This is a genomic window from Streptomyces rubrogriseus (assembly GCF_027947575.1).
Taxonomy (GTDB): domain Bacteria; phylum Actinomycetota; class Actinomycetes; order Streptomycetales; family Streptomycetaceae; genus Streptomyces; species Streptomyces rubrogriseus.
In genome coordinates this window covers 1,684,687-1,702,734 of sequence record NZ_CP116256.1, presented here as the reverse complement: position 1 = coordinate 1,702,734, position 18,048 = coordinate 1,684,687, and the positions used below count along the sequence as shown (strand labels likewise).

Here is an 18,048-nt window from a genome sequence, read left to right as displayed (position 1 = left end):
GGACTGCCCCGCACGGACGTGACCGGCTCACGTGCCCGGCACCCGCCGGCGCACGGGCACCGTCGAGGCATACGGGGCCGAGCCGCCGGGGGTGCCCCGTGCTGCCGGTCCCCGCACAGGGAAAGGCACCCGCCGATCATGAACGTCCGCCGTCGCAGCAGCGCCGCGGCTCTGGCCGCCATAGCCGTGATCGGCGCCGCCACCGCGCCCGCGGTCGCCGCCGATCCGTCGCCGTCCTCCTCCCCGTCCAAGACCGCGCCGTCCGGGCTGTACGGGAGCACCGACCCCCAGTACGACGGTGTCTGGCGCCAGTCCCTCGCGCTGCTCGCGCAGGACACGGCGGGCGTGATCCCGTCCTCGACGGCCGTGAAGTGGCTCACGGACCAGCAGTGCGCGAACGGTGCCTTCGCACCGTTCCGCGCCGACCCGGCCGCGGCCTGCGACGCCAAGACCCCGGTCGACACCAACAACACGGCCGCCGCGGTCCAGGCCCTGTGGGCCGTCGGCGGCCACGGCGACGTGATCGAGGAAGCCCTCGGCTGGCTGAAGTCCGTACAGAACGAGGACGGCGGCTGGGGCTACGTCCCCGGCACCCCCAGCGACGCCAACTCCACCTCCGTCGTCATCGGCGCCCTGACCGCCACGGAGTCGGACCCCGCGAAGGTCGTCAAGGACGGCAAGTCCCCCTACGACGCCCTGCTCACGTTCGCCCTGCCCTGCGCCAAGGACAAGGGCGCGGGTGCCTTCGCCTTCCAGCCCGACAAGGACGGCAGGCTGCTGCCCAACGCGGACGCGACGGCCGCGGGTGTCCTCGGCGCGCTCGGCGCGGGCCTGGTCGTCGAGGCGGGCGAGAAGACCGGCGCCGCGTCCTGCGCCGACGCGGACAAGCCCGACCGCGAGCGCGCCGCCGCCAATGCCGCCGCGTATCTCACCGACACGCTCGCCAAGGACGGCCACCTCGTCTCCGCCCTCGGCGGCTCCGCCGACCAGCCGGACTACGGCAACACCGCCGACGCGGTCGTCGCCCTCGCCGCACAGGGCGGCGCGGACAAGGCGGCCGAGCCACTGGCCTGGCTGAAGCAGAACGCCGCGAAGTGGGCCGGGGAGAGCGGCCCGGCCGCCTACGCCCAGCTGATCTTCGCCGCCCACGCCACGGGCACCGACCCGCGCGACTTCGGCGGCACGGACCTGGTGGCGAAGCTGAACGCGACGGGACCCGCTCCGCAGGGCACGGCGGCGAAGGACACGGCGACCGCGAGCGACGACGAGAAGACGAAGGACGAGAAGAAGGACGACGACTCCCCCTTCGGCGTCTGGTGGTTCGTCGGCGTCTGCCTGCTCTTCGGCATCGGCATCGGCTTCCTGCTCAGCAACCGCAACAAGAAGCAGCAGCCGTGACGCCCCGCCGCGTCGTCCCCCTCCTCCTGGCCGCGTTCCTGCTGATCGGGACCGCGGGCCAGGCACAGGCCGCCGGTTACCGCTACTGGTCCTTCTGGGACCGGGACGGCGGCACATGGGTCTACGCCACCCAGGGCCCGTCCATGGCCCGCCCCTCCGACGGAGACCTCCAGGGCTTCCGCTTCACGGTGAGCGAGAACTCGGGCGACGCGGCCCAGCCGCGCGGCACGGCGGACTTCGCGTCGATCTGCGCGAAGACCCCGGCCGAGGACGGCACCAAGCGGGTGGCGCTGGTCCTCGACTTCGGCACGGCCCCCGACGCCCCGTCCGGCGAGACCCCGCCCGCCCCGCGCACGGCCTGCGCCCAGGTCTCCCCCGACGCGACCACGGCCGACGCCCTGGCCGCCGTCGCCGGCCCCCTCCGCTACAACACCAACGCCCTGCTGTGCGCGATCGCGGGCTACCCGAAGTCGGGCTGCGGCGAGCAGGTGTCGCAGGAACAGGAGACGCGGGACACCCCGAGCGCCTCAGCTCAGAAGGACGCCTCGGACGACGGTGGCCCCTCGCTCGGCCTGATCGCCGGCATCTCGGTGATTGCCGCCTTGGCGGCCGCAGGCGCCTGGCAAGCAAGGCGGCGCAGGAATGCAACCCGCTAAAACTGCGGGCAATCGTGCCGCACCCCCTGCGGGCAGTCGTGCCGCTGGGGCGATGGGGGTCCCCCCGCGCGAGCGAAGCCGAGCGTGGGGGAGGGTGGGCGCAGGCGGCACCCTGTCAGCGCCGGCAAGCGCCCCCACCCCCGCCCGCCACCAGCGCCGCAGGCCCCTGCACCCCGGCGCCTGGTGGCTCTGGGCGCTGGCCCTCGGCACCGCCGCCACCCGCACCACCAACCCCCTCCTCCTCACCCTCCTCGTCACCGTCTCCGCCTACGTGGTGGTCACCCGCCGCCCCCACGCCCCGTGGTCCCGCTCCTACGGCGCCTTCGTCAAACTCGCCCTCGCCGTCCTCCTCATCCGCCTCCTCTTCACCACCGTCCTCGGCTCCCCCATCCCCGGCACCCACACCCTCCTCACGCTCCCCGAAGTCCCCCTCCCCGACTGGGCGCAGGGCATCCGCCTCGGCGGCCGGGTCACCGCGGAGGGCCTCACCTTCGCGCTGTACGACGCGATGAAGCTGGCCACCCTCCTCATCTGCGTCGGCGCCGCGAACGCCCTCGCCAACCCAGCCCGCCTCCTCAAGTCCCTTCCCGGCGCCCTGTACGAGATGGGCGTCGCCGTGGTCGTGGCCCTCACCTTCGCGCCGAACCTCATCGCCGACGTCCAGCGCCTGCGCGCCGCCCGCCGTCTGCGCGGCCGCCCGGACCGGGGCATGCGGGGCCTGCTCCAGGTGGGGCTCCCCGTCCTGGAGGGCGCCCTGGAACGCTCCGTCGCCCTCGCCGCCGCGATGGACGCCCGCGGCTACGGCCGTACCGCACAGGTACCGGCCCCCGTCCGCCGTACCACGGCCGCCCTCACCCTCGGTGGCCTGCTCGGCGTCTGCGCGGGGACGTACGGGCTGCTGACCGCCGCGGGCGGCACGTACGGCATCCCCGTGCTCCTGGCCGGTGTCGCCGCCGCCGTCGCGGGCCTGTGGCTCGGCGGCCGGCGCACGGTCCGCACCCGGTACCGCCCCGACCGCTGGGACGCCCGCGCCTGGCTGGTCACCGCGTCCGGCGCGACGGTCGCCGCCCTGCTCTTCCTGGCCGCCGCCCGCGATCCGGCGGCGCTGCACCCGGGCGTGGTCCCGCTGGAGGCCCCGACCCTCCCCCTGTGGCCGGCGGCGGCCGTACTGATCGGCCTGGTCCCGGCGTTCGTCACCCCCGCACCCGAGCCCGCACCCGCACCCGCCAAGGAGCCGTCGTGATCCGCTTCGAGGACGTGTCGGTCACGTACGACGGCGCCACCGAACCCACCGTCCGGGCCGTGGACTTCGAGGTCCCGGAGGGCGAACTGGTCCTGCTCGCCGGCCCCTCCGGCGTCGGCAAGTCCACCATCCTGGGCGCGGTAGGCGGCCTCGTCCCGCACTTCACCGGCGGCACCCTGCGCGGCCGGGTCACCGTGGCCGGCCGCGACACCCGCACCCACAAGCCGCGCGAACTCGCCGACGTCGTCGGCACGGTCGGCCAGGACCCGCTCTCCCACTTCGTGACGGACACCGTCGAGGACGAACTGGCCTACGGCATGGAGTCCCTCGGTCTCGCCCCGGACGTGATGCGCCGCCGCGTCGAGGAAACCCTGGATCTCCTGGGCCTCTCCGACCTGCGCTCCCGCCCCATCGCCACCCTCTCCGGCGGTCAGCAGCAGCGGGTCGCCATCGGCTCGGTACTCACCCCGCACCCGGAGGTCCTGGTCCTGGACGAGCCGACCTCCGCCCTGGACCCCGCCGCCGCCGAGGAGGTCCTGGCCGTCCTCCAGCGCCTGGTCCACGACCTCGGTACGACCGTCCTGATGGCCGAGCACCGCCTGGAGCGGGTCATCCAGTACGCCGACCAGGTCGTCCTGCTCCCGGCCCCCGGCGAGGCCCCGCTCATCGGCGCTCCGGCGGAGGTGATGGCGGTGTCCCCGGTGTACCCGCCGGTGGTGGGCCTGGGCAGGCTGGCGGGCTGGTCCCCGCTTCCACTCACGATCCGGGACGCCCGCCGCCGGGCCGCGCCCCTGCGCGAGCGCCTGTCCGACCGGGAGATCCCGGACCACACCCCGTCTACGTCCGCCACGCTCCCCGCCCCACCCGCCCCGCGCCCCGTCACCTCCCGTTGGCGCCGCCGCAGGAAGCCCTCGGAGACGATCGCCTCCCCCACTCCGTACGCCGCCGAGGTCCGCTCCCTCGCCGTGCGCCGCGACCGCGTCCAGGCCCTGCGCCACGTGGACCTGACGGTCTCCCCCGGCGAGACGGTCGCCCTGATGGGCCGCAACGGCGCCGGAAAGTCGACGCTGCTCTCGGCGCTGGTCGGCCTGGTCGAGCCGTCCGCCGGTTCGGTCCGGGCCGGGGACGCGGTACCGCACCGTACGGCCCCCCGCGACCTCGTGCGCCGGGTCGGCCTGGTCCCGCAGGAGCCGCGCGATCTGCTGTACGCCGACACGGTCGCCGCCGAGTGCGCGGCCGCCGACCGGGACGCGGACGCGGCCCCCGGCACCTGCCGCGCACTGCTGTCGGAGCTGCTTCCCGGCATCACGGACGACACCCATCCCCGCGACCTCTCGGAGGGCCAGCGCCTCACCCTCGCCCTGTCCGTCGTCCTGACCGCCCGCCCGCCGCTCCTCCTCCTGGACGAGCCGACGCGCGGCCTGGACTACGCGGCGAAGGCCCGGTTGGCCGGCATCCTGCGCGGCCTGGCCGCCGAGGGCCACGCGATCGTGCTGGCCACGCACGACGTGGAACTGGCCGCCGAGCTGGCCCACCGGGTGGTGCTGCTCGCCGAGGGCGAGGTGATCGCCGACGGCCCGGCGGCGGACGTGGTGGTGGCCTCGCCGTCCTACGCCCCGCAGGTCGCCAAGGTGCTGGCGCCGCGCAAGTGGCTCACGGTGGCACAGGTGCGGGAGGCGCTGTCATGACCGGCGGCTCCCCTCCCCAGCGCCAGGCCCGCGCCGTGCGCCTCGGCCCGCGCTCGGTCGCCGCCCTCGTACTGGTCAGCGCGGTGGGAGTGGCGGGCTTCGGCTGGCCCTTCCTGGCTCCGCCGGACGCCTCGCTGAACGCGCACGCGCAGGACGCGCCGTGGCTGTTCGCGGGTGTGCTGGTCCTGCTGGTGGCGGTGGTGGCGGCGACGATCTCGGAGTCGGGTCTGGGCCCCAAGGCGGTGGCCATGCTCGGCGTCCTGGCCGCGGCGGGCGCGGCCCTGCGCCCCATCGGCGCGGGGACGGCCGGCCTGGAGCCGATGTTCTTCCTCATGGTGCTCAGCGGCCGGGTCCTGGGCCCCGGCTTCGGCTTCGTCCTCGGCTCGGTCACGATGTTCGCGTCGGCGCTGCTCACGGGCGGGGTCGGTCCGTGGATGCCGTTCCAGATGCTGGCGATGGGCTGGTTCACGATGGGCGCGGGCCTGCTGCCGGGCCCCGACCGGCTGCGCGGGCGCGCGGAACTGCTGATGCTGGCGGCGTACGGCTTCCTGGCGGCCTTCGCCTACGGCACGGTGATGAACCTGGCGGGCTGGACCTTCATGAACACCCTCGCCTCGAACATCGCCTTCGACCCGGACGCGTCGATCGCGGACAACCTGGCCCGGTTCTTCGCCTACTGCCTCGCCACGTCGCTCGGCTGGGACGGCGGCCGCGCCGCCATGACGGTCGTCCTGACCCTGGCCCTCGGCACCCCGGTCCTCAAGGCCTTGCGCCGCGCGACCCGCAGGGCGGCCTTCGAGACGCCGGTCACGTTCGAGCGGCCGACCGGCTGACCCACGCCACGTGACCGGGCCCGACGGCGGTGCCACCACGACAACCGCACCCGCGACGCCGGTCGCGCCGCGGGGCGGGGCCTTCGTACGGGGTGGCGCGCGCACGGGAGGACGGTGCGCCGGGTGCGCCTACGGGAGGACGATGTCGCGGCCCGGTCCGCCGTCGACGGTGTCCTTTCCGAGGCCGCCACCGACGAGGTCGTCGCCGCCTTCGCCGTGCAGCATGTCGTCGCCGGGGCCGCCGAGGACGAGGTCGCGGCCGTCCCCGCCCATGGCATGGTCGTCGCCGGAGCCGGCGTACACGGTGTCGTCGCCGCCGTAGCCCTCGATCATGTCGTCGCCCGCGCCACCCCACATCCGCTGGTTCTCGTCGTCTCCGATGAGGTGGTCCATGCCGTCGCCGCCGTGCAGCACGGCGGGCCCCATGACCATGTCGTTCCCGTCGCCGCCCAGCACGGTGCGTGCCGTGTGGGCGTGCAGTTCGTCGTCGCCCGAGCCGCCGCTGACGGTGCCGACCCCGGGGGTGAAGGCGGCGACCGTGTCGTCGCCGTCGCCGAGGTGGATGTCGATCCGGTCGGGACGGGGGGCGTCGGCGGGCAGTTCGCAGACGACGGCGGTGGTGTCCTCGGCTGAGGAGTACGTGCAGTGGTCGCCCGGTTGGAGCGGTACCACGTCGCGGAAGCCGATCCGCTGGATGCCGTCGCTGGTGTACATGAAGAAGACGTTGAGGTCGTTGGTGTGGCCCGCGGCGGCCGTGAAGACGATCGACTGGGTCTCCCAGTCGGCTTCGACGCGGGACTTCGCCTCGCCGGCGCTCGCGGCGCTCGCCGGGCCGAGGGCGAGGCCGGCGGTGCACAGGGCCACGACGAACGCGCCGACGGCGGTTCGGTTTCGGTTCATGGAACCTCATCTCGATGGAGTGACGGTTGACCGAACGGCTTGCGTGGTGCTGGCGGGGACTCGGCCGTGACGGCGGTCTCCTCTGCCGGCCCGGATGCCGGGACCGTGAACTGACGCGGCGTCATGGTAGGCCGTCGCCCCTCCGGATGCGACGGGTGGGACACGACGGCGAGGAGTGCTTCCGGAGTCGCCGCGGGAGGGGCCGGTGCCCGCGTACGGGAGGGGCGCCGACTCCCGCACCAGGACGGATTCCGACCCCGCGACCCACCCACGTGATCAAGTTTGTCTGTTTCATTGACATTTCACCGAGGAGTCGTCACTTTGGGAGCGCTCCCATTACAGCCTTGTCTCCGGAAGGAGTTCCCCCCACATGCACACAACGAGTCCGTTAACCGGGCGTTCGCGGTCGGCCCTGCGCCGGCCTCTCCAGACGCTCGTCATGCTGTTCGCCGTGGTCGTCGGCGCACTGGCCTGGTCCACCCCCGCCCAGGCCCACGGCACCATCGTCGGTCCCGCCACCCGCGCGTACCAGTGCTGGCAGACGTGGGGCAGCAACCACACGAACCCGGCCATGCAGACCCAGGACCCCATGTGCTGGCAGGCCTTCCAGGCCAACGCCGACACCATGTGGAACTGGATGAGCGCCCTCCGCGACGGCCTCGGTGGCCAGTTCCAGGCGAAGACCCCCGACGGGACGCTCTGCAGCAACAACCTCGCGAGGAACGCCAGCCTGGACAAGCCCGGCCAGTGGAAGACCACCAACGTCGGCAGCAACTTCTCGGTGCAGCTGTACGACCAGGCGTCCCATGGTGCCGACTACTTCAAGGTCTACGTGAGCAAGCAGGGCTTCGACCCCAAGACCCAGACCCTGGGCTGGGGCAACCTCGACTTCATCACGCAGACCGGCCGCTACGCTCCGGCACAGAACATCACCTTCCCCGTCCAGACCTCCGGGTACACCGGACACCACGTGCTGTTCGTGATCTGGCAGGCCTCGCACCTCGACCAGGCGTACATGTGGTGCAGCGACGTGAACTTCGGCTGAGCCGAGGAGCGCCGCGCACGGCACCGGCCTTCGCCGGACGCCGGTGAGCCGCCCGTCCGGCAGATCTAGCCCCGTCGGGGCAGGGGGTCCCTCGGCCACCTGCCCCGACGGGGCTCCCGCGCTCGGCGTTTCGTGCCCGGGATCCCACCTCAGGCAGGGAGGGTCCGGAACCGGCGCCGGTACTCGGTCGGGGTCGTGTCGAGTCTGCGGCGGAAGGCCCTGACCAGGGTGTCGACCGTGCCGAAACCGCAGGCCGACGCGACGCGTTCCAGGGTCGCGTCGGTGGATTCCAGCTGCTGGCGTGCCGCTTCCACGCGCGCCGCCTCGACGTAGGCGTACGGGGTCGTGCCGAGTTCGGTCTTGAAGATGCGGGTGAGCTGCCGGTCGCCGACGTGGGCGTGGGCCGCGAGGTCGGCGACGGTGAGCGGTGCGGCGATGTTGCGCATGATGTGGTGCCGGAGATCCTCGACGCGCCGGGTGGTGGAGACCTGCTCCAGCGGCACGCTGAACTGGCTCTGCCCGCTCGGCCGTTTCAGGTACATCACGAGCTGCCGGGCCACCCGCAGCGCCACCGCCTCGCCGAGATCGTCGGCGACGAGGGCGAGGGAGAGGTCGAGGCAGGAGCTGATGCCCGCGCCGGTCCACACGTCGCCCTCGCGGATGAAGATCGGGTCGGCGTCGACCTCGACGGCCGGGTGCTCGTCGGCGAGTTGCCGCGCGGTCGACCAGTGCGTGGTGGCCCGCTTGCCGTCGAGCAGCCCGGCGGCGGCGAGGACGTGCGCCCCGACGCAGACGGACGTGACCCGCCGGGTTCGCTCGGCGAGCCGCCCCACCCACTCCACCACGACCGGATCGGTGAGCGCCCGCACCCGGCGCCGGTCGTCGATCTCGACCGCGCCGGGCACGATCAGGGTGTCGATGCGCCGCGCGGACAGGTCCTCGAAGGTGGCGTCGGGCAGGACGCGGACACCGGCGGCGGTGGTGACCGGGCCGGTGGTCTGGGCGGCGAGCAGCACCTCGTAGCCCGCCGCGTCCTCCGTCTCGCGCCGTGCGAGGGAGAACACCTCCGGCGGTCCGGTGACGTCGAGCAGGTCGACGCCGTCGAAGAGCACGACGACGATCAGTCGTCCGACGGAGTTCACGGTTCCTCCCGCGGTCGCGCGGCCGCACGGCCCCACGGCCATGTCGGTATCTGCAGGTTAGACGACATTGCCGACATCGCCGGGCACGCCCTAGCGTCGTAGGAGCAGGCCGACGCAACGGCTGCCGCCCACACCCCGAATCCGAGGGAGCCCCCATGCCCAGAACCACGCTCCGCCGTCTCAGCGGGCTCGACGACACCCCCGCCAAGCTCGCCGACTCCACGCTGGTCCTCGTCGACTACCAGAACACGTACACGACCGGCGTGATGGAACTCGACGGCTGGCAGGCCGCGCTCGACGCCGGCGCCCGGCTGCTGGCCCGCGCCCGCCGGGAGGGCGCCAAGGTCGTCCACGTGGTCCACGACGGCGGGGACGGCAGCCCGTACGACCTCGGGGCCGAGATCGGGCAGATCCACCCGAGCGTCGCCCCCATCGACGGTGAACCCGTGGTCACCAAGAAGGCGCCGGACTCCTTCTTCGGCACGGACCTGGGCGAGCAGGTCGACGCGGCGGGCAACAACGACCTCGTCGTCATCGGCTTCATGACGCACATGTGCGTGGCCTTCACCGCCCAGGGCGCCTTCCTGCGCGGCAACCGGCCCACGGTGGTCGCCGACGCCTGCGCCACCCGCGCCCTCCCGGTCGCGGACACCGAACTCGACGCCCGACAGGTGCACTACGCCGCCCTCGCCACCGTCGCCGACATGTACGGGGTCGTCGTACCGTCGCAGGAGTCCCTGGGCTGAGCCGCGGAAGCGGGCGGGCTGCTCGGACCGCCCGCCGCCGGGTAATCGGGCCCGGTCCGGGCCAACGTTTCTGTTCGATTTATCGTCTTCGCACGTGTGTCCACCCCGGGCACCCCCGATGACCTCGAACGGAAACCCCGACCGTGGCCCCTGCCGAACTCACCGTCCCCCGGACCGAACAGCGTCAGGACAGACGTCCGGGTGACGCCCTGCGCGCCTTCGGGCGCCGGCATCGCGTGCCGCTGCTCGCCACGTTGCCCACCATCCCGCTGTACGCGGTGTGGTGGGCGTTTCTCGCCACGGGCGGCGGTGACCTCGCCGCCCAGGAGGCGTGGGCGGACTTCGCGTCGCGGCACGGGGGTTCGGCGTACGGGCTGTTCTGGTACGGCGGGATGCACACCGCCAACTACAGCGTCATCTCCCCGTACTTGATGGCGGCGCTCGGCGTGCGCACGGTCACGGTCGTGTCCGGTCTCGCCGCCTCCTGGCTCGCGGCCGTGCTGGTCGTGCGGTGCGGGGTGCGCAAGCCCGTGTGGCCCGCGCTGCTCGCCTCCCTAGCGCTCTGGTGCGACGTCGCCTCGGGCCGGGCCACCTTCGCGCTCGGCATGGCGCTCGCCCTGGCGGCCTGCGTGCCGCTGGTGCGGGAGCGGCAGCTGTGGCTCGCCGCCGGGTACGCGGCGCTGGCGACGACGGCCTCGCCGGTGGCCGGTCTGTTCGTCGCCGTCGTGGGGGCCGCGTTCCTGCTCGTACGGGACTGGGGGCGCGCCCTGTGCCTGCTCATACCCCCGGCGGCCGTGGTCGGGCTGACCACGCTGTTCTTCCCCTTCACGGGGGAGCAGCCGATGGCGTTCGCCCGCATCTGGCCGCCGGTCCTGCTCAGTCTCGCCGTCACCGTGCTGGCCCCGCGTACCTGGCGGGTCGCCCGGTGGAGCGGGGCCGTTTACGCGCTCGGGACCGTGCTGACGTATCTGATCGCCTCGCCGGTCGGGACGAACGTCGAACGGTTCGCGGAGCTGTTCGCGCCCGCCGTGCTGCTGGCGGCCCTGCTCACCGCCCCGCCCGCGCTCACCGCGGACCGGGTGCGGCGGCTCGCGCGGGGGCTGCTGGCCGTCGCGCTCGCCTACTCCGTGTGGTGGGTGGGCGGCAAGACCGTCTCCGATCTTCGGGTGTCCACCGTCGTGCCCGCCTGGGCCGCCGAGACGGACGGTGTCGTGGCGGCCCTGGAGGGGCTCGGCGCCGACCGGACGCGGGTGGAGGTGGTGCCCGCCCGCAACCACCGCGAGGCCACCCTGCTCGCCCCGCACGTCAACCTGGCCCGCGGCTGGAACCGGCAGCTCGACGTGGAACGCGGACGCCTCTTCTACGACGGCAGCTTCTCCGCGGCCACCTACCGGGAGTGGCTGGACCGGTGGGCGGTCGGCTTCGTCGTCGCCCCGCTCGGCAGGCCGGACGGTCCGGCGAGGGCCGAGGCCGAGCTGGTCCGGGACGCCAGTTCGCGGCCCGAGTGGCTGGAGCCCGTCTGGCAGGACGCGCACTGGCAGGTGTACCGGGTGCGGGACGCCGTACCGCTCGTCTCCGCGCCCGGCACCGTGGTGTCCACCGGCCCCGCCGACCTCGTACTGCGCGTGGAGCGGCCCGGCGCGGTGACCGTGCGGGTCGCCTGGTCGCCGTGGCTGCGCAGCGACGGCGGGTGCCTGGAGCAGGACGGCGAGTTCACCCGGCTGACCGTCGGGGCGCCGGGCGAGTACCGGATCAGCTCCCGGTACGGTGCTTCGCCGGGGCCGGCGGATCGCTGCTGACGCCGGGCGCGGGAACCGCGACCTCCTTCGCCGCCGCCGTCCGGGCCCGCGGCCCCTGGAACCAGTACGTCAGTCCGAAGCCCGCCGCGACCACCGCCGCGCCGCCCACCGCGTCCAGGACCCAGTGGTTGCCGGTCGCCACGATCGCCGAGACCGTGAAGAGCGGGTGGAGCAGGCCCAGCGCCTTCATCCACATCCTCGGCGCGATGATCGCGATCGCCACCCCGCACCACAGCGACCAGCCGAAGTGCAGCGACGGCATCGCCGCGTACTGGTTGGTGAGGTGCGTCAGCGTGCCGTAGTCCGGCTTGGAGAAGTCCTGCACGCCGTGCACGGTGTCGATGATCCCGAGCCCCGGCATCAGCCGCGGCGGGGCCAGCGGGTAGAGCCAGAAGCCGACCAGGGCCAGCAGGGTGGCGAAGCCCAGGGAGGCGCGGGCCCAGCGGTAGTCGACCGGGCGGCGCCAGTACAGGACGCCGAGGACGGCCAGCGGGACGACGAAGTGGAACGACGTGTAGTAGAAGTCGAAGAAGTCCCGCAGCCAGCCGACCTTCACGACCGCGTGGTTGATCGCGTGCTCGATGTCGATGTGCAGGAACCGCTCGATGTCGAGGATCTGCGTGCCGTGCTCCTCGGCGCGCGCCCGGCCCGCCGAGTTGCTGCCGCCGGTCGCCGCGAGGCGCACCTGCGAGTAGGCGGCGTAGGTGACCCGGATGAGGAGCAGCTCCAGGAGGAGGTTGGGGCGGGTGAGGACCCGGCGCAGGAACGGCAGCAGCGGGACGTGCTTGAACCGGGTCGGGACGGGGGGCGCGTAGGCCGTCGGGACCGGGGTGTCGAAGTACGGCGACGTGCGCGCCAGGAAGGGCACGGCGACGGCGGCGGCCAGCGCGGCCAGCAGCACGACGTTGTCCCGCAGCGGGTACAGGGCCGACATGTTCGGCAGCATCATCTTCGCGGGCAGCGTCATCACCAGGACGACGGCGACCGGCCACACGTACCGGTCGGAGGCCCGCTTGCCGACCCGGCCGACCACCGCGGGCAGCACCCACAGCAGCTGGTGCTGCCAGGTGGCCGGGGACACGGCGACCGCCGCGCAGCCGGTGACGGCGACGGCGAGCAGCAGCTGGCCGTCGCGGGCGTAGCGCACGGCGCGGCGCAGGGCGAGGACGGCGACGGCGGCGCCCAGCAGGAGGAAGAGGGCGATCTCCAACGGGCCGTTCAGGCCTAGGCGGAGCAGGAAGCCGTGCAGCGACTGGTTGGCGAGGTCGTCGGCCTCGCCGCCCAGGCCGACGCCCGCCATGTGGTGCACCCAGTACGTGTAGGAGTCCTGGGCCATGGCCGCCCAGGCGACGGCCGTGCAGGCGGCGAAGGTGATCCCGGTCGACACGGCGGCGCGTCTGCGGTCGGTGAACCACAGCAGCGGGACGAAGAGGAGGACGGTCGGCTGGAAGGCGGCGGCGACACCGATCAGCACGCCGCCCACCCGGTCGCCCTGTGCCCCGCGTACGGCGAAGCAGCCCAGCAGGACGAAGAGGACCGGGATGATGCTGGTCTGCCCGAGCCAGAACGCGTTGCGCACCGGGAGGGACAGCATCAGCAGGCTGATGGCGACCGGCGCCGCCAGCAGCGCCGTACGGCGTCCGACCGGCTGGGGCAGGGCGCGGGCGGCGACCAGGCCGAGGGCGACGACCAGCAGCAGCGAGCCGAAGGTCCAGCCCCAGCCGAGGGCCTGTTCGGCGGCGCGGGTGAAGGGTTTGAGGACGAGACCGACGAACGGCGTCCCGGTGAACTGCGTGGAGTCGTAGAGGGACCCCTCCACGTGCAGGACGCCGTGCTCGCCGACCCAGGTCTCCAGGTCCGTCATGCGCTCCCCGCGCGGGGTGCCGAGGACCGCGGCCACCTGTCGTACGGCCAGCACGGCGGCGATCAGCCACAGGCCGAGGCGTGCGACGCGCCATCGTGCTCTGGTCACGTCGGCGGCCGAGGCTCCGAAGGACTCCGCCGGTCGCCCACTGTGCTCCGCATTCGCCACGCCTCGTCGGCCTCCCGCCCCGTTCGTACCGTACGCACCGCGTTCGTGGACGCGGTGTGTCGTCCCTGCGAACCCTATGAGGCTCGCACCACCCACGGAGGAAGACGCGAGCGACCCCCACTCAACCTGACAGCCGCCTCCTTCTCGACCCGGGGAGCGAGAAGGATCACAGAGCGCGGGCGGGGGAACCGCACGCGGCGCGCGCATGTCCCCTGCGTGTGCGCCATTTTGGTGCACAGTGCAACGAAAAGCATACCGGGCGTAAGCGGCGCATCAGCGCCTATGGTCGCTTTTCCGCCCGTGGCCGAGTGCCGCGGGCTCTTTCCGGCCCGGCGACAGCGCCGCCGTGCGGGTCGTGGCGTTTCCCCCGCCTCCGTCCCTGTCCCCGTCGAAAGCAGGCGAGCGAAGTTTTGTCGGCCGCCCCCGTCGCCACTCCCCCGTCCCGCACGACCCCCGCACCCGTCCCGCGCGCCGCCGGCGCGCCCACCGCCACCGATCCCGCCCTCGTCCGGCGTGCCGTCAAGGCGGCGGCGCTGGGCAACGCGATGGAGTGGTTCGACTTCGGCGTCTACAGCTACATCGCCGTGACGCTGGGCAAGGTCTTCTTCCCTTCGGGCAACCCGACCGCGCAGTTGCTCTCCACGTTCGGCGCCTTCGCGGCGGCGTTCCTGGTGCGCCCCCTGGGCGGCATGGTCTTCGGCCCGCTCGGCGACCGGGTCGGGCGGCAGAAGGTGCTCGCCGTGACGATGATCATGATGGCGGCGGGCACGTTCGCGATCGGCCTGATCCCGTCGTACGCGACGATCGGCGTCTGGGCGCCGGTGCTGCTGCTCGCCGCCCGGCTGGTGCAGGGATTCTCCACCGGCGGTGAGTACGCGGGCGCGTCCACCTTCATCGCGGAGTACGCGCCGGACAAGCGGCGCGGCTTCCTCGGCAGCTGGCTGGAGTTCGGCACGCTCGCCGGGTACATCGGCGGCGCCGGCCTGGTGACGCTGATGACGGCGCTGCTGTCGGACGGCGACCTGATGTCCTGGGGCTGGCGCATCCCGTTCCTGATCGCGGGCCCGATGGGCATCGTCGGCCTGTACCTGCGGATGCGGCTCGAGGAGACACCGGCGTTCGCGGCCGAGGTGGAGAAGGCGGAGACGGCGCGGGTGAAGGTGCCGCTGCGCGAGATGGTCACCGGTCAGTGGCGGGCGCTGCTGCTCTGCGTCGGCCTGGTGCTGGTCTTCAACGTCACCGACTACATGCTGCTGTCGTACATGCCGAGCTATCTGACCAGCGAGCTGGAGTACGACGAGACGCACGGGCTGCTCGTGGTGCTGGGCGTGATGGCACTGATGATGGTCGTCCAGCCGTTCGCGGGCGCGCTGACCGACCGGGTCGGGCGGCGGCCGGTGATCGCGGCGGGCTGCGCGGGCTTCCTGCTGCTGTCCGTCCCGGCGCTGCTGCTGATCCGCGAGGGCAGCCTGCTGGCGGTGGCCCTGGGCATGGGCGCGCTGGGCATGCTGCTGGTCTGCTTCACGGCCTCGATGCCGTCGGCGCTGCCGGCGCTGTTCCCGACGCGGGTGCGGTACGGCTCGCTGTCGATCGGCTTCAACGTCTCGGTGTCGCTGTTCGGCGGGACGACGCCGCTGGTGGTGACGGCGCTGATCGGGGCGACGGGCGACATGATGATGCCCGCGTACTACATGATGGCCGCGGCCGTGGTCGGCGGCGTGGCGGTGTGGTTCATGACGGAGTCGGCGGGCCGCCCGCTGCCGGGCTCGGCACCGGCGGTGGAGGCACGACGCTGATCGTCCTTGTCTGCGAGACTGCCAGGATGAAGGTCAGACTCGCCGAGGAGCGAGACTTCCCCGGCTTCCTGGGCCTGGCGGGCCAGGTGGAGCACTGGTTCGGCCCGATGGTCGAGGACGCCGGATTCCACGACGCGGTGCGCGAGCACATCCGCGGGGGCGCGGCCCTGGTCGCCGTCGCCTCGGCCGCGGGCCCGGACCCGGACACCGACGTGAGCCCGGGTGCGGGCACGGAGCTGCTCGGCGGGCTCCTGTTCGGCACGGACGCGGACTCGGACGCGCCGGTCCACCACGTCCACTGGCTGGTCGTGTCCCGGCAGGCCCGCGCGGGCGGTGTCGGCCGTGCGCTGATGCGGGACGCGCTGCGCAGGTGGGTGCGGGAACCGGCCGACGTCGAGGTGGTCACCTTCGGCGCCGACCACCCCGGCGCCACCGAGAGCGGCGCCCGCGCCTTCTACGAGCGCCTCGGCTTCACCCCCGCCGAAGTCGTCGCCCCCGGCCCGGAGGGCGGCTCCCGCCAGCTCTTCCGCCGCGCGGCACGGGTCCGGCCCGCACACCCGGAACACGCCACGACGTACACGGGAGGCCCCGCATGAGCGAGTCGCAGGTCTGGGACGACGTCGACACCTACTTCGTCACCCATCTCGCAGCGGACGACGACGCCCTGGCGGCCGCCCGCAGGGAGAGCGACGCCGCCGGGCTGCCCCCGGTGAACGTCGCCGCCAACCAGGGCAAGCTCCTCCAGCTCCTCGCCCAGATCCAGGGCGCCCGCACCGTCCTGGAGATCGGCACCCTGGGCGGCTACAGCACCATCTGGCTGGCCCGCGCCCTGCCCGCCGAGGGCCGCCTGGTCACGCTGGAGTACAGCGCCCGGCACGCGGAGGTCGCCACCCGCAACATCGCCCGTGCCGGACTCGACGCCCTCGTCGACGTACGGGTGGGCCCGGCCCTGGAGTCCCTGCCGAAGCTCGCCGACGAGAACCCGCCGCCCTTCGACCTGGTCTTCATCGACGCCGACAAGGGCAACAACCCGCACTACCTCGAGTGGGCCCTGAGACTCACCAGCACCGGCAGCCTGATCGTCATCGACAACGTGGTCCGCGGCGGCCGGGTGGCCGACGCCGACGACACCGGCGACGACGTACGCGGCACCCGCGCCGCCATCGAGCTGATCGGCAGCCACCCCCGGCTCAGCGGCACCGCCCTCCAGACGGTCGGCACCAAGGGGTACGACGGGTTCGCGCTGGCGCGCGTGCTGGCCTGAGCTGCCGACCCGGGCGCGGGGGGCTGCCGGCCCGAGCGCGTGGGCGGGCCTACACCTCGTGGTAGAAGCCGACGTTGACGCTGCGCGGCTCGGCGCGGTCCTGCACCACCACCTCGCCGCTGCCGCCCCTGGGCAGCGGCACGGTGCCGCCGTACGGCAGCGCCTGCCGGTGTTCGCCGATGGTCAGCCGGACCTCGCTGGAGGGGTCCGCCTGGGAGCCGCGCAGCCAGCTCAGCCGCCAGGTGCCGTCGGCTCCGCAGCGGAACTCGAGGTGGACCCGGGAGACGAACAGCCAGTCGTCCGGCGTCGACAGCCGGCACACGGACCTGTCCCTGCCCACCCGCAGCACCGCGTCCGGCTCGCTGGGCGCGTCGGCCATCTGCATGCCGGCCGTGGCGCCCGCGTCCGCCGCGGTGACGGCGGCCATGGTGAGTTCGAGCACGTGCGCTCCTTCGAGGTCCGTTGGCTTGTCGCCGCCGCATGATAGATCGACCCGTGAAGCCGTGTCCGGCGTCCGGCACAATGGGGTCATGACCGAGCGAAAGCCACCCGGCGTCGACTTCGAGTCCTGGGTCGACAAACAGATCCGTGATGCGGACGCGCGCGGCGAGTTCGCCGAACTGCCCGGCGTCGGCAAGCCCCTGCCGAGCGAGATGGACAGCACCTACGACGAACTGTGGTGGGTCAAGCGGAAGATGGCCCGCGAGGGATTCTCCGTACTGCCGCCCACGCTGGCGCTGCGCAAGGAGGCGGAGGACGCCCTGGAAGCGGCGGCGAAGGCACCGTCGGAGCGGGCGGTCCGCCGCATCGTCGAGGAGATCAACGTCAAGATCCGCGACGTCATGTTCAAGCCGCCGCCCGGCCCCCCGCTGGGTCTGAAGCCCTACGACGTCGAAGAGGTCGTACGGCAGTGGCGGGAGGGCCGGGCGGAGCGGTGACGCCCGTCGTTCACAGGCGCATCAGACGGTCCGCCAGCTCGCGGTAGTCCCGCAGCGCCAGGCGGAGTTGCTCGGTGTCCGTGCTGGACGCACCCCGGTCCCCGTCGGCCTCCTGCCAGGAGGTGCGCAGGGTCCGGCGGCGGTGCGCCACGGCGTCCGCGAAGCGGGCGGCGATCTCCTCCAGGACCCGGTCGGCCTCCTCCACGGAGGCCCGCGGCGCGTCGACGAACCCGGTCACGGCGTGGTGCAGCCGCTCACCGAGCCGGTCGGACTCCCCGGGCGGGAGGAGCGAGCGGGCGGCCACCGGGGCCGTTCCGCCGGCGGTACCGGGCTCGGGCGTCGTCCGGGGCTCGGGGGTCGCGCGGGGCTCGGTGGGAGTGCGGGCCTCGGTCGTCGCGCCGGGCTCGGGGCTCGTGCCGGGCTCCGGGACCACGCCGGGCTCGGGGGCCGCGCCGACACCGGCGGCGGTGGCGGGCTCGGCCGGGGTGCGGGCCTCGGTGGGGGTGCGGGCCTCGGTGGGGGTGCGGGCCTCGGTGGGGGTGCCGTGCTTGCCTGTCGTGTCGGACAT

The 18,048-nt window shown here is 73.5% G+C and carries 17 protein-coding genes; 12 read left to right on the top strand and 5 right to left on the bottom strand.

Features of this window, described 5'->3' with window-relative positions; genetic code table 11:
• Positions 1 to 138 precede the first annotated feature (138 nt).
• The 5 genes from Sru02f_RS07355 to Sru02f_RS07335 all read left to right on the top strand — a co-directional run bounded on the left by Sru02f_RS07355 (position 139) and on the right by Sru02f_RS07335 (position 5,818).
• Positions 139 to 1,398 carry a prenyltransferase/squalene oxidase repeat-containing protein gene (locus Sru02f_RS07355; protein ID WP_109031648.1) on the top strand — a complete coding sequence of 420 codons (1,260 nt, stop codon included), beginning with the start codon at positions 139 to 141 and terminating at the stop codon, positions 1,396 to 1,398.
• A complete protein-coding gene (locus Sru02f_RS07350; RefSeq protein WP_109031647.1) occupies positions 1,395 to 2,054 on the top strand; it encodes an SCO2322 family protein in 660 nt (219 codons plus the stop codon). Before Sru02f_RS07355 ends, Sru02f_RS07350 begins: the two co-directional genes overlap by 4 nt.
• Before the next feature lie 94 nt (positions 2,055 to 2,148).
• Entirely contained in the window at positions 2,149 to 3,297 is a 1,149-nt protein-coding gene (locus tag Sru02f_RS07345; RefSeq protein ID WP_109031646.1) for a CbiQ family ECF transporter T component, read from the top strand.
• On the top strand, positions 3,294 to 4,985 hold the full coding sequence (locus Sru02f_RS07340) for an ABC transporter ATP-binding protein (RefSeq protein ID WP_109031645.1): 1,692 nt from the start codon (positions 3,294 to 3,296) through the stop codon (positions 4,983 to 4,985). Before Sru02f_RS07345 ends, Sru02f_RS07340 begins: the two co-directional genes overlap by 4 nt.
• Positions 4,982 to 5,818 carry an ECF transporter S component gene (locus Sru02f_RS07335; protein WP_109031644.1) on the top strand — a complete coding sequence of 279 codons (837 nt, stop codon included), beginning with the start codon at positions 4,982 to 4,984 and terminating at the stop codon, positions 5,816 to 5,818. Before Sru02f_RS07340 ends, Sru02f_RS07335 begins: the two co-directional genes overlap by 4 nt.
• A 129-nt stretch (positions 5,819 to 5,947) precedes the next feature.
• Here the strand turns inward: Sru02f_RS07335 and Sru02f_RS07330 are convergent, their stop codons facing one another.
• Positions 5,948 to 6,718, bottom strand: coding sequence for a calcium-binding protein (locus Sru02f_RS07330; RefSeq protein WP_109031643.1), 771 nt, complete (start codon positions 6,716 to 6,718; stop codon positions 5,948 to 5,950).
• A gap of 439 nt (positions 6,719 to 7,157) precedes the next feature.
• On the opposite strand from Sru02f_RS07330, the gene Sru02f_RS07325 reads away from it, so the two are divergent.
• Positions 7,158 to 7,763: a lytic polysaccharide monooxygenase auxiliary activity family 9 protein gene (locus Sru02f_RS07325; RefSeq protein ID WP_109031642.1), complete on the top strand. Its 606-nt coding sequence runs from the start codon at positions 7,158 to 7,160 to the stop codon at positions 7,761 to 7,763.
• Between the two features lie 149 nt (positions 7,764 to 7,912).
• On the opposite strand, the gene Sru02f_RS07320 is transcribed toward Sru02f_RS07325, so the two are convergent.
• On the bottom strand, positions 7,913 to 8,905 hold the full coding sequence (locus Sru02f_RS07320) for a GlxA family transcriptional regulator (RefSeq protein WP_167469500.1): 993 nt from the start codon (positions 8,903 to 8,905) through the stop codon (positions 7,913 to 7,915).
• Between the two features lie 155 nt (positions 8,906 to 9,060).
• Here Sru02f_RS07320 and Sru02f_RS07315 point away from each other — a divergent pair, with 155 nt between their 5' ends.
• Both Sru02f_RS07315 and Sru02f_RS07310 read left to right on the top strand, forming a co-directional pair.
• Positions 9,061 to 9,651 carry a cysteine hydrolase family protein gene (locus Sru02f_RS07315; protein ID WP_109031641.1) on the top strand — a complete coding sequence of 197 codons (591 nt, stop codon included), beginning with the start codon at positions 9,061 to 9,063 and terminating at the stop codon, positions 9,649 to 9,651.
• A gap of 143 nt (positions 9,652 to 9,794) precedes the next feature.
• On the top strand, positions 9,795 to 11,450 hold the full coding sequence (locus tag Sru02f_RS07310; RefSeq protein ID WP_109031640.1) for a hypothetical protein: 1,656 nt from the start codon (positions 9,795 to 9,797) through the stop codon (positions 11,448 to 11,450).
• Here the strand turns inward: Sru02f_RS07310 and Sru02f_RS07305 are convergent.
• Complete coding sequence (locus Sru02f_RS07305) at positions 11,404 to 13,482, bottom strand: bifunctional glycosyltransferase 87/phosphatase PAP2 family protein (RefSeq protein ID WP_167469499.1); 2,079 nt, start codon at positions 13,480 to 13,482, stop codon at positions 11,404 to 11,406. The genes Sru02f_RS07310 and Sru02f_RS07305 overlap by 47 nt on opposite strands.
• A gap of 410 nt (positions 13,483 to 13,892) precedes the next feature.
• Here Sru02f_RS07305 and proP point away from each other — a divergent pair, with 410 nt between their 5' ends.
• The 3 genes from proP to Sru02f_RS07290 are packed head-to-tail and all read left to right on the top strand — an operon-like array spanning position 13,893 to position 16,542.
• Entirely contained in the window at positions 13,893 to 15,278 is a 1,386-nt protein-coding gene (gene proP, locus Sru02f_RS07300; RefSeq protein WP_109031638.1) for a glycine betaine/L-proline transporter ProP, read from the top strand.
• Between the two features lie 26 nt (positions 15,279 to 15,304).
• Positions 15,305 to 15,874 carry a GNAT family N-acetyltransferase gene (locus tag Sru02f_RS07295; RefSeq protein WP_109031637.1) on the top strand — a complete coding sequence of 190 codons (570 nt, stop codon included), beginning with the start codon at positions 15,305 to 15,307 and terminating at the stop codon, positions 15,872 to 15,874.
• On the top strand, positions 15,871 to 16,542 hold the full coding sequence (locus tag Sru02f_RS07290) for an O-methyltransferase (RefSeq protein WP_109031636.1): 672 nt from the start codon (positions 15,871 to 15,873) through the stop codon (positions 16,540 to 16,542). Before Sru02f_RS07295 ends, Sru02f_RS07290 begins: the two co-directional genes overlap by 4 nt.
• A 49-nt stretch (positions 16,543 to 16,591) precedes the next feature.
• Here Sru02f_RS07290 and Sru02f_RS07285 read toward each other — a convergent pair whose 3' ends face one another.
• Complete coding sequence (locus Sru02f_RS07285; protein ID WP_164279273.1) at positions 16,592 to 16,984, bottom strand: hypothetical protein; 393 nt, start codon at positions 16,982 to 16,984, stop codon at positions 16,592 to 16,594.
• A gap of 88 nt (positions 16,985 to 17,072) precedes the next feature.
• Here Sru02f_RS07285 and Sru02f_RS07280 point away from each other — a divergent pair, with 88 nt between their 5' ends.
• On the top strand, positions 17,073 to 17,480 hold the full coding sequence (locus Sru02f_RS07280) for a DnaJ family domain-containing protein (RefSeq protein WP_109031634.1): 408 nt from the start codon (positions 17,073 to 17,075) through the stop codon (positions 17,478 to 17,480).
• Positions 17,481 to 17,490: 10 nt separating this feature from the next.
• Here Sru02f_RS07280 and Sru02f_RS07275 read toward each other — a convergent pair whose 3' ends face one another.
• Positions 17,491 to 18,048 (bottom strand): hypothetical protein, encoded by a 558-nt coding sequence (locus Sru02f_RS07275; RefSeq protein ID WP_109031633.1) that lies wholly within the window; start codon positions 18,046 to 18,048, stop codon positions 17,491 to 17,493.

Bases quoted from the DNA above. Each gene is read 5' to 3' on its own strand.
- Sru02f_RS07355 (WP_109031648.1), top strand. From the start codon at position 139: ATGAACGTCCGCCGTCGCAGCAGCGCCGCGGCTCTGGCCGCCATAGCC.
- Sru02f_RS07335 (WP_109031644.1), top strand. From the start codon at position 4,982: ATGACCGGCGGCTCCCCTCCCCAGCGCCAGGCCCGCGCCGTGCGCCTC.
- Sru02f_RS07330 (WP_109031643.1), bottom strand. From the start codon at position 6,718: ATGAACCGAAACCGAACCGCCGTCGGCGCGTTCGTCGTGGCCCTGTGC.
- Sru02f_RS07325 (WP_109031642.1), top strand. From the start codon at position 7,158: ATGCTGTTCGCCGTGGTCGTCGGCGCACTGGCCTGGTCCACCCCCGCC.
- Sru02f_RS07315 (WP_109031641.1), top strand. From the start codon at position 9,061: ATGCCCAGAACCACGCTCCGCCGTCTCAGCGGGCTCGACGACACCCCC.
- Sru02f_RS07295 (WP_109031637.1), top strand. From the start codon at position 15,305: ATGAAGGTCAGACTCGCCGAGGAGCGAGACTTCCCCGGCTTCCTGGGC.
- Sru02f_RS07290 (WP_109031636.1), top strand. From the start codon at position 15,871: ATGAGCGAGTCGCAGGTCTGGGACGACGTCGACACCTACTTCGTCACC.
- Sru02f_RS07280 (WP_109031634.1), top strand. From the start codon at position 17,073: ATGACCGAGCGAAAGCCACCCGGCGTCGACTTCGAGTCCTGGGTCGAC.
- Sru02f_RS07275 (WP_109031633.1), bottom strand. From the start codon at position 18,048: ATGTCCGACACGACAGGCAAGCACGGCACCCCCACCGAGGCCCGCACC.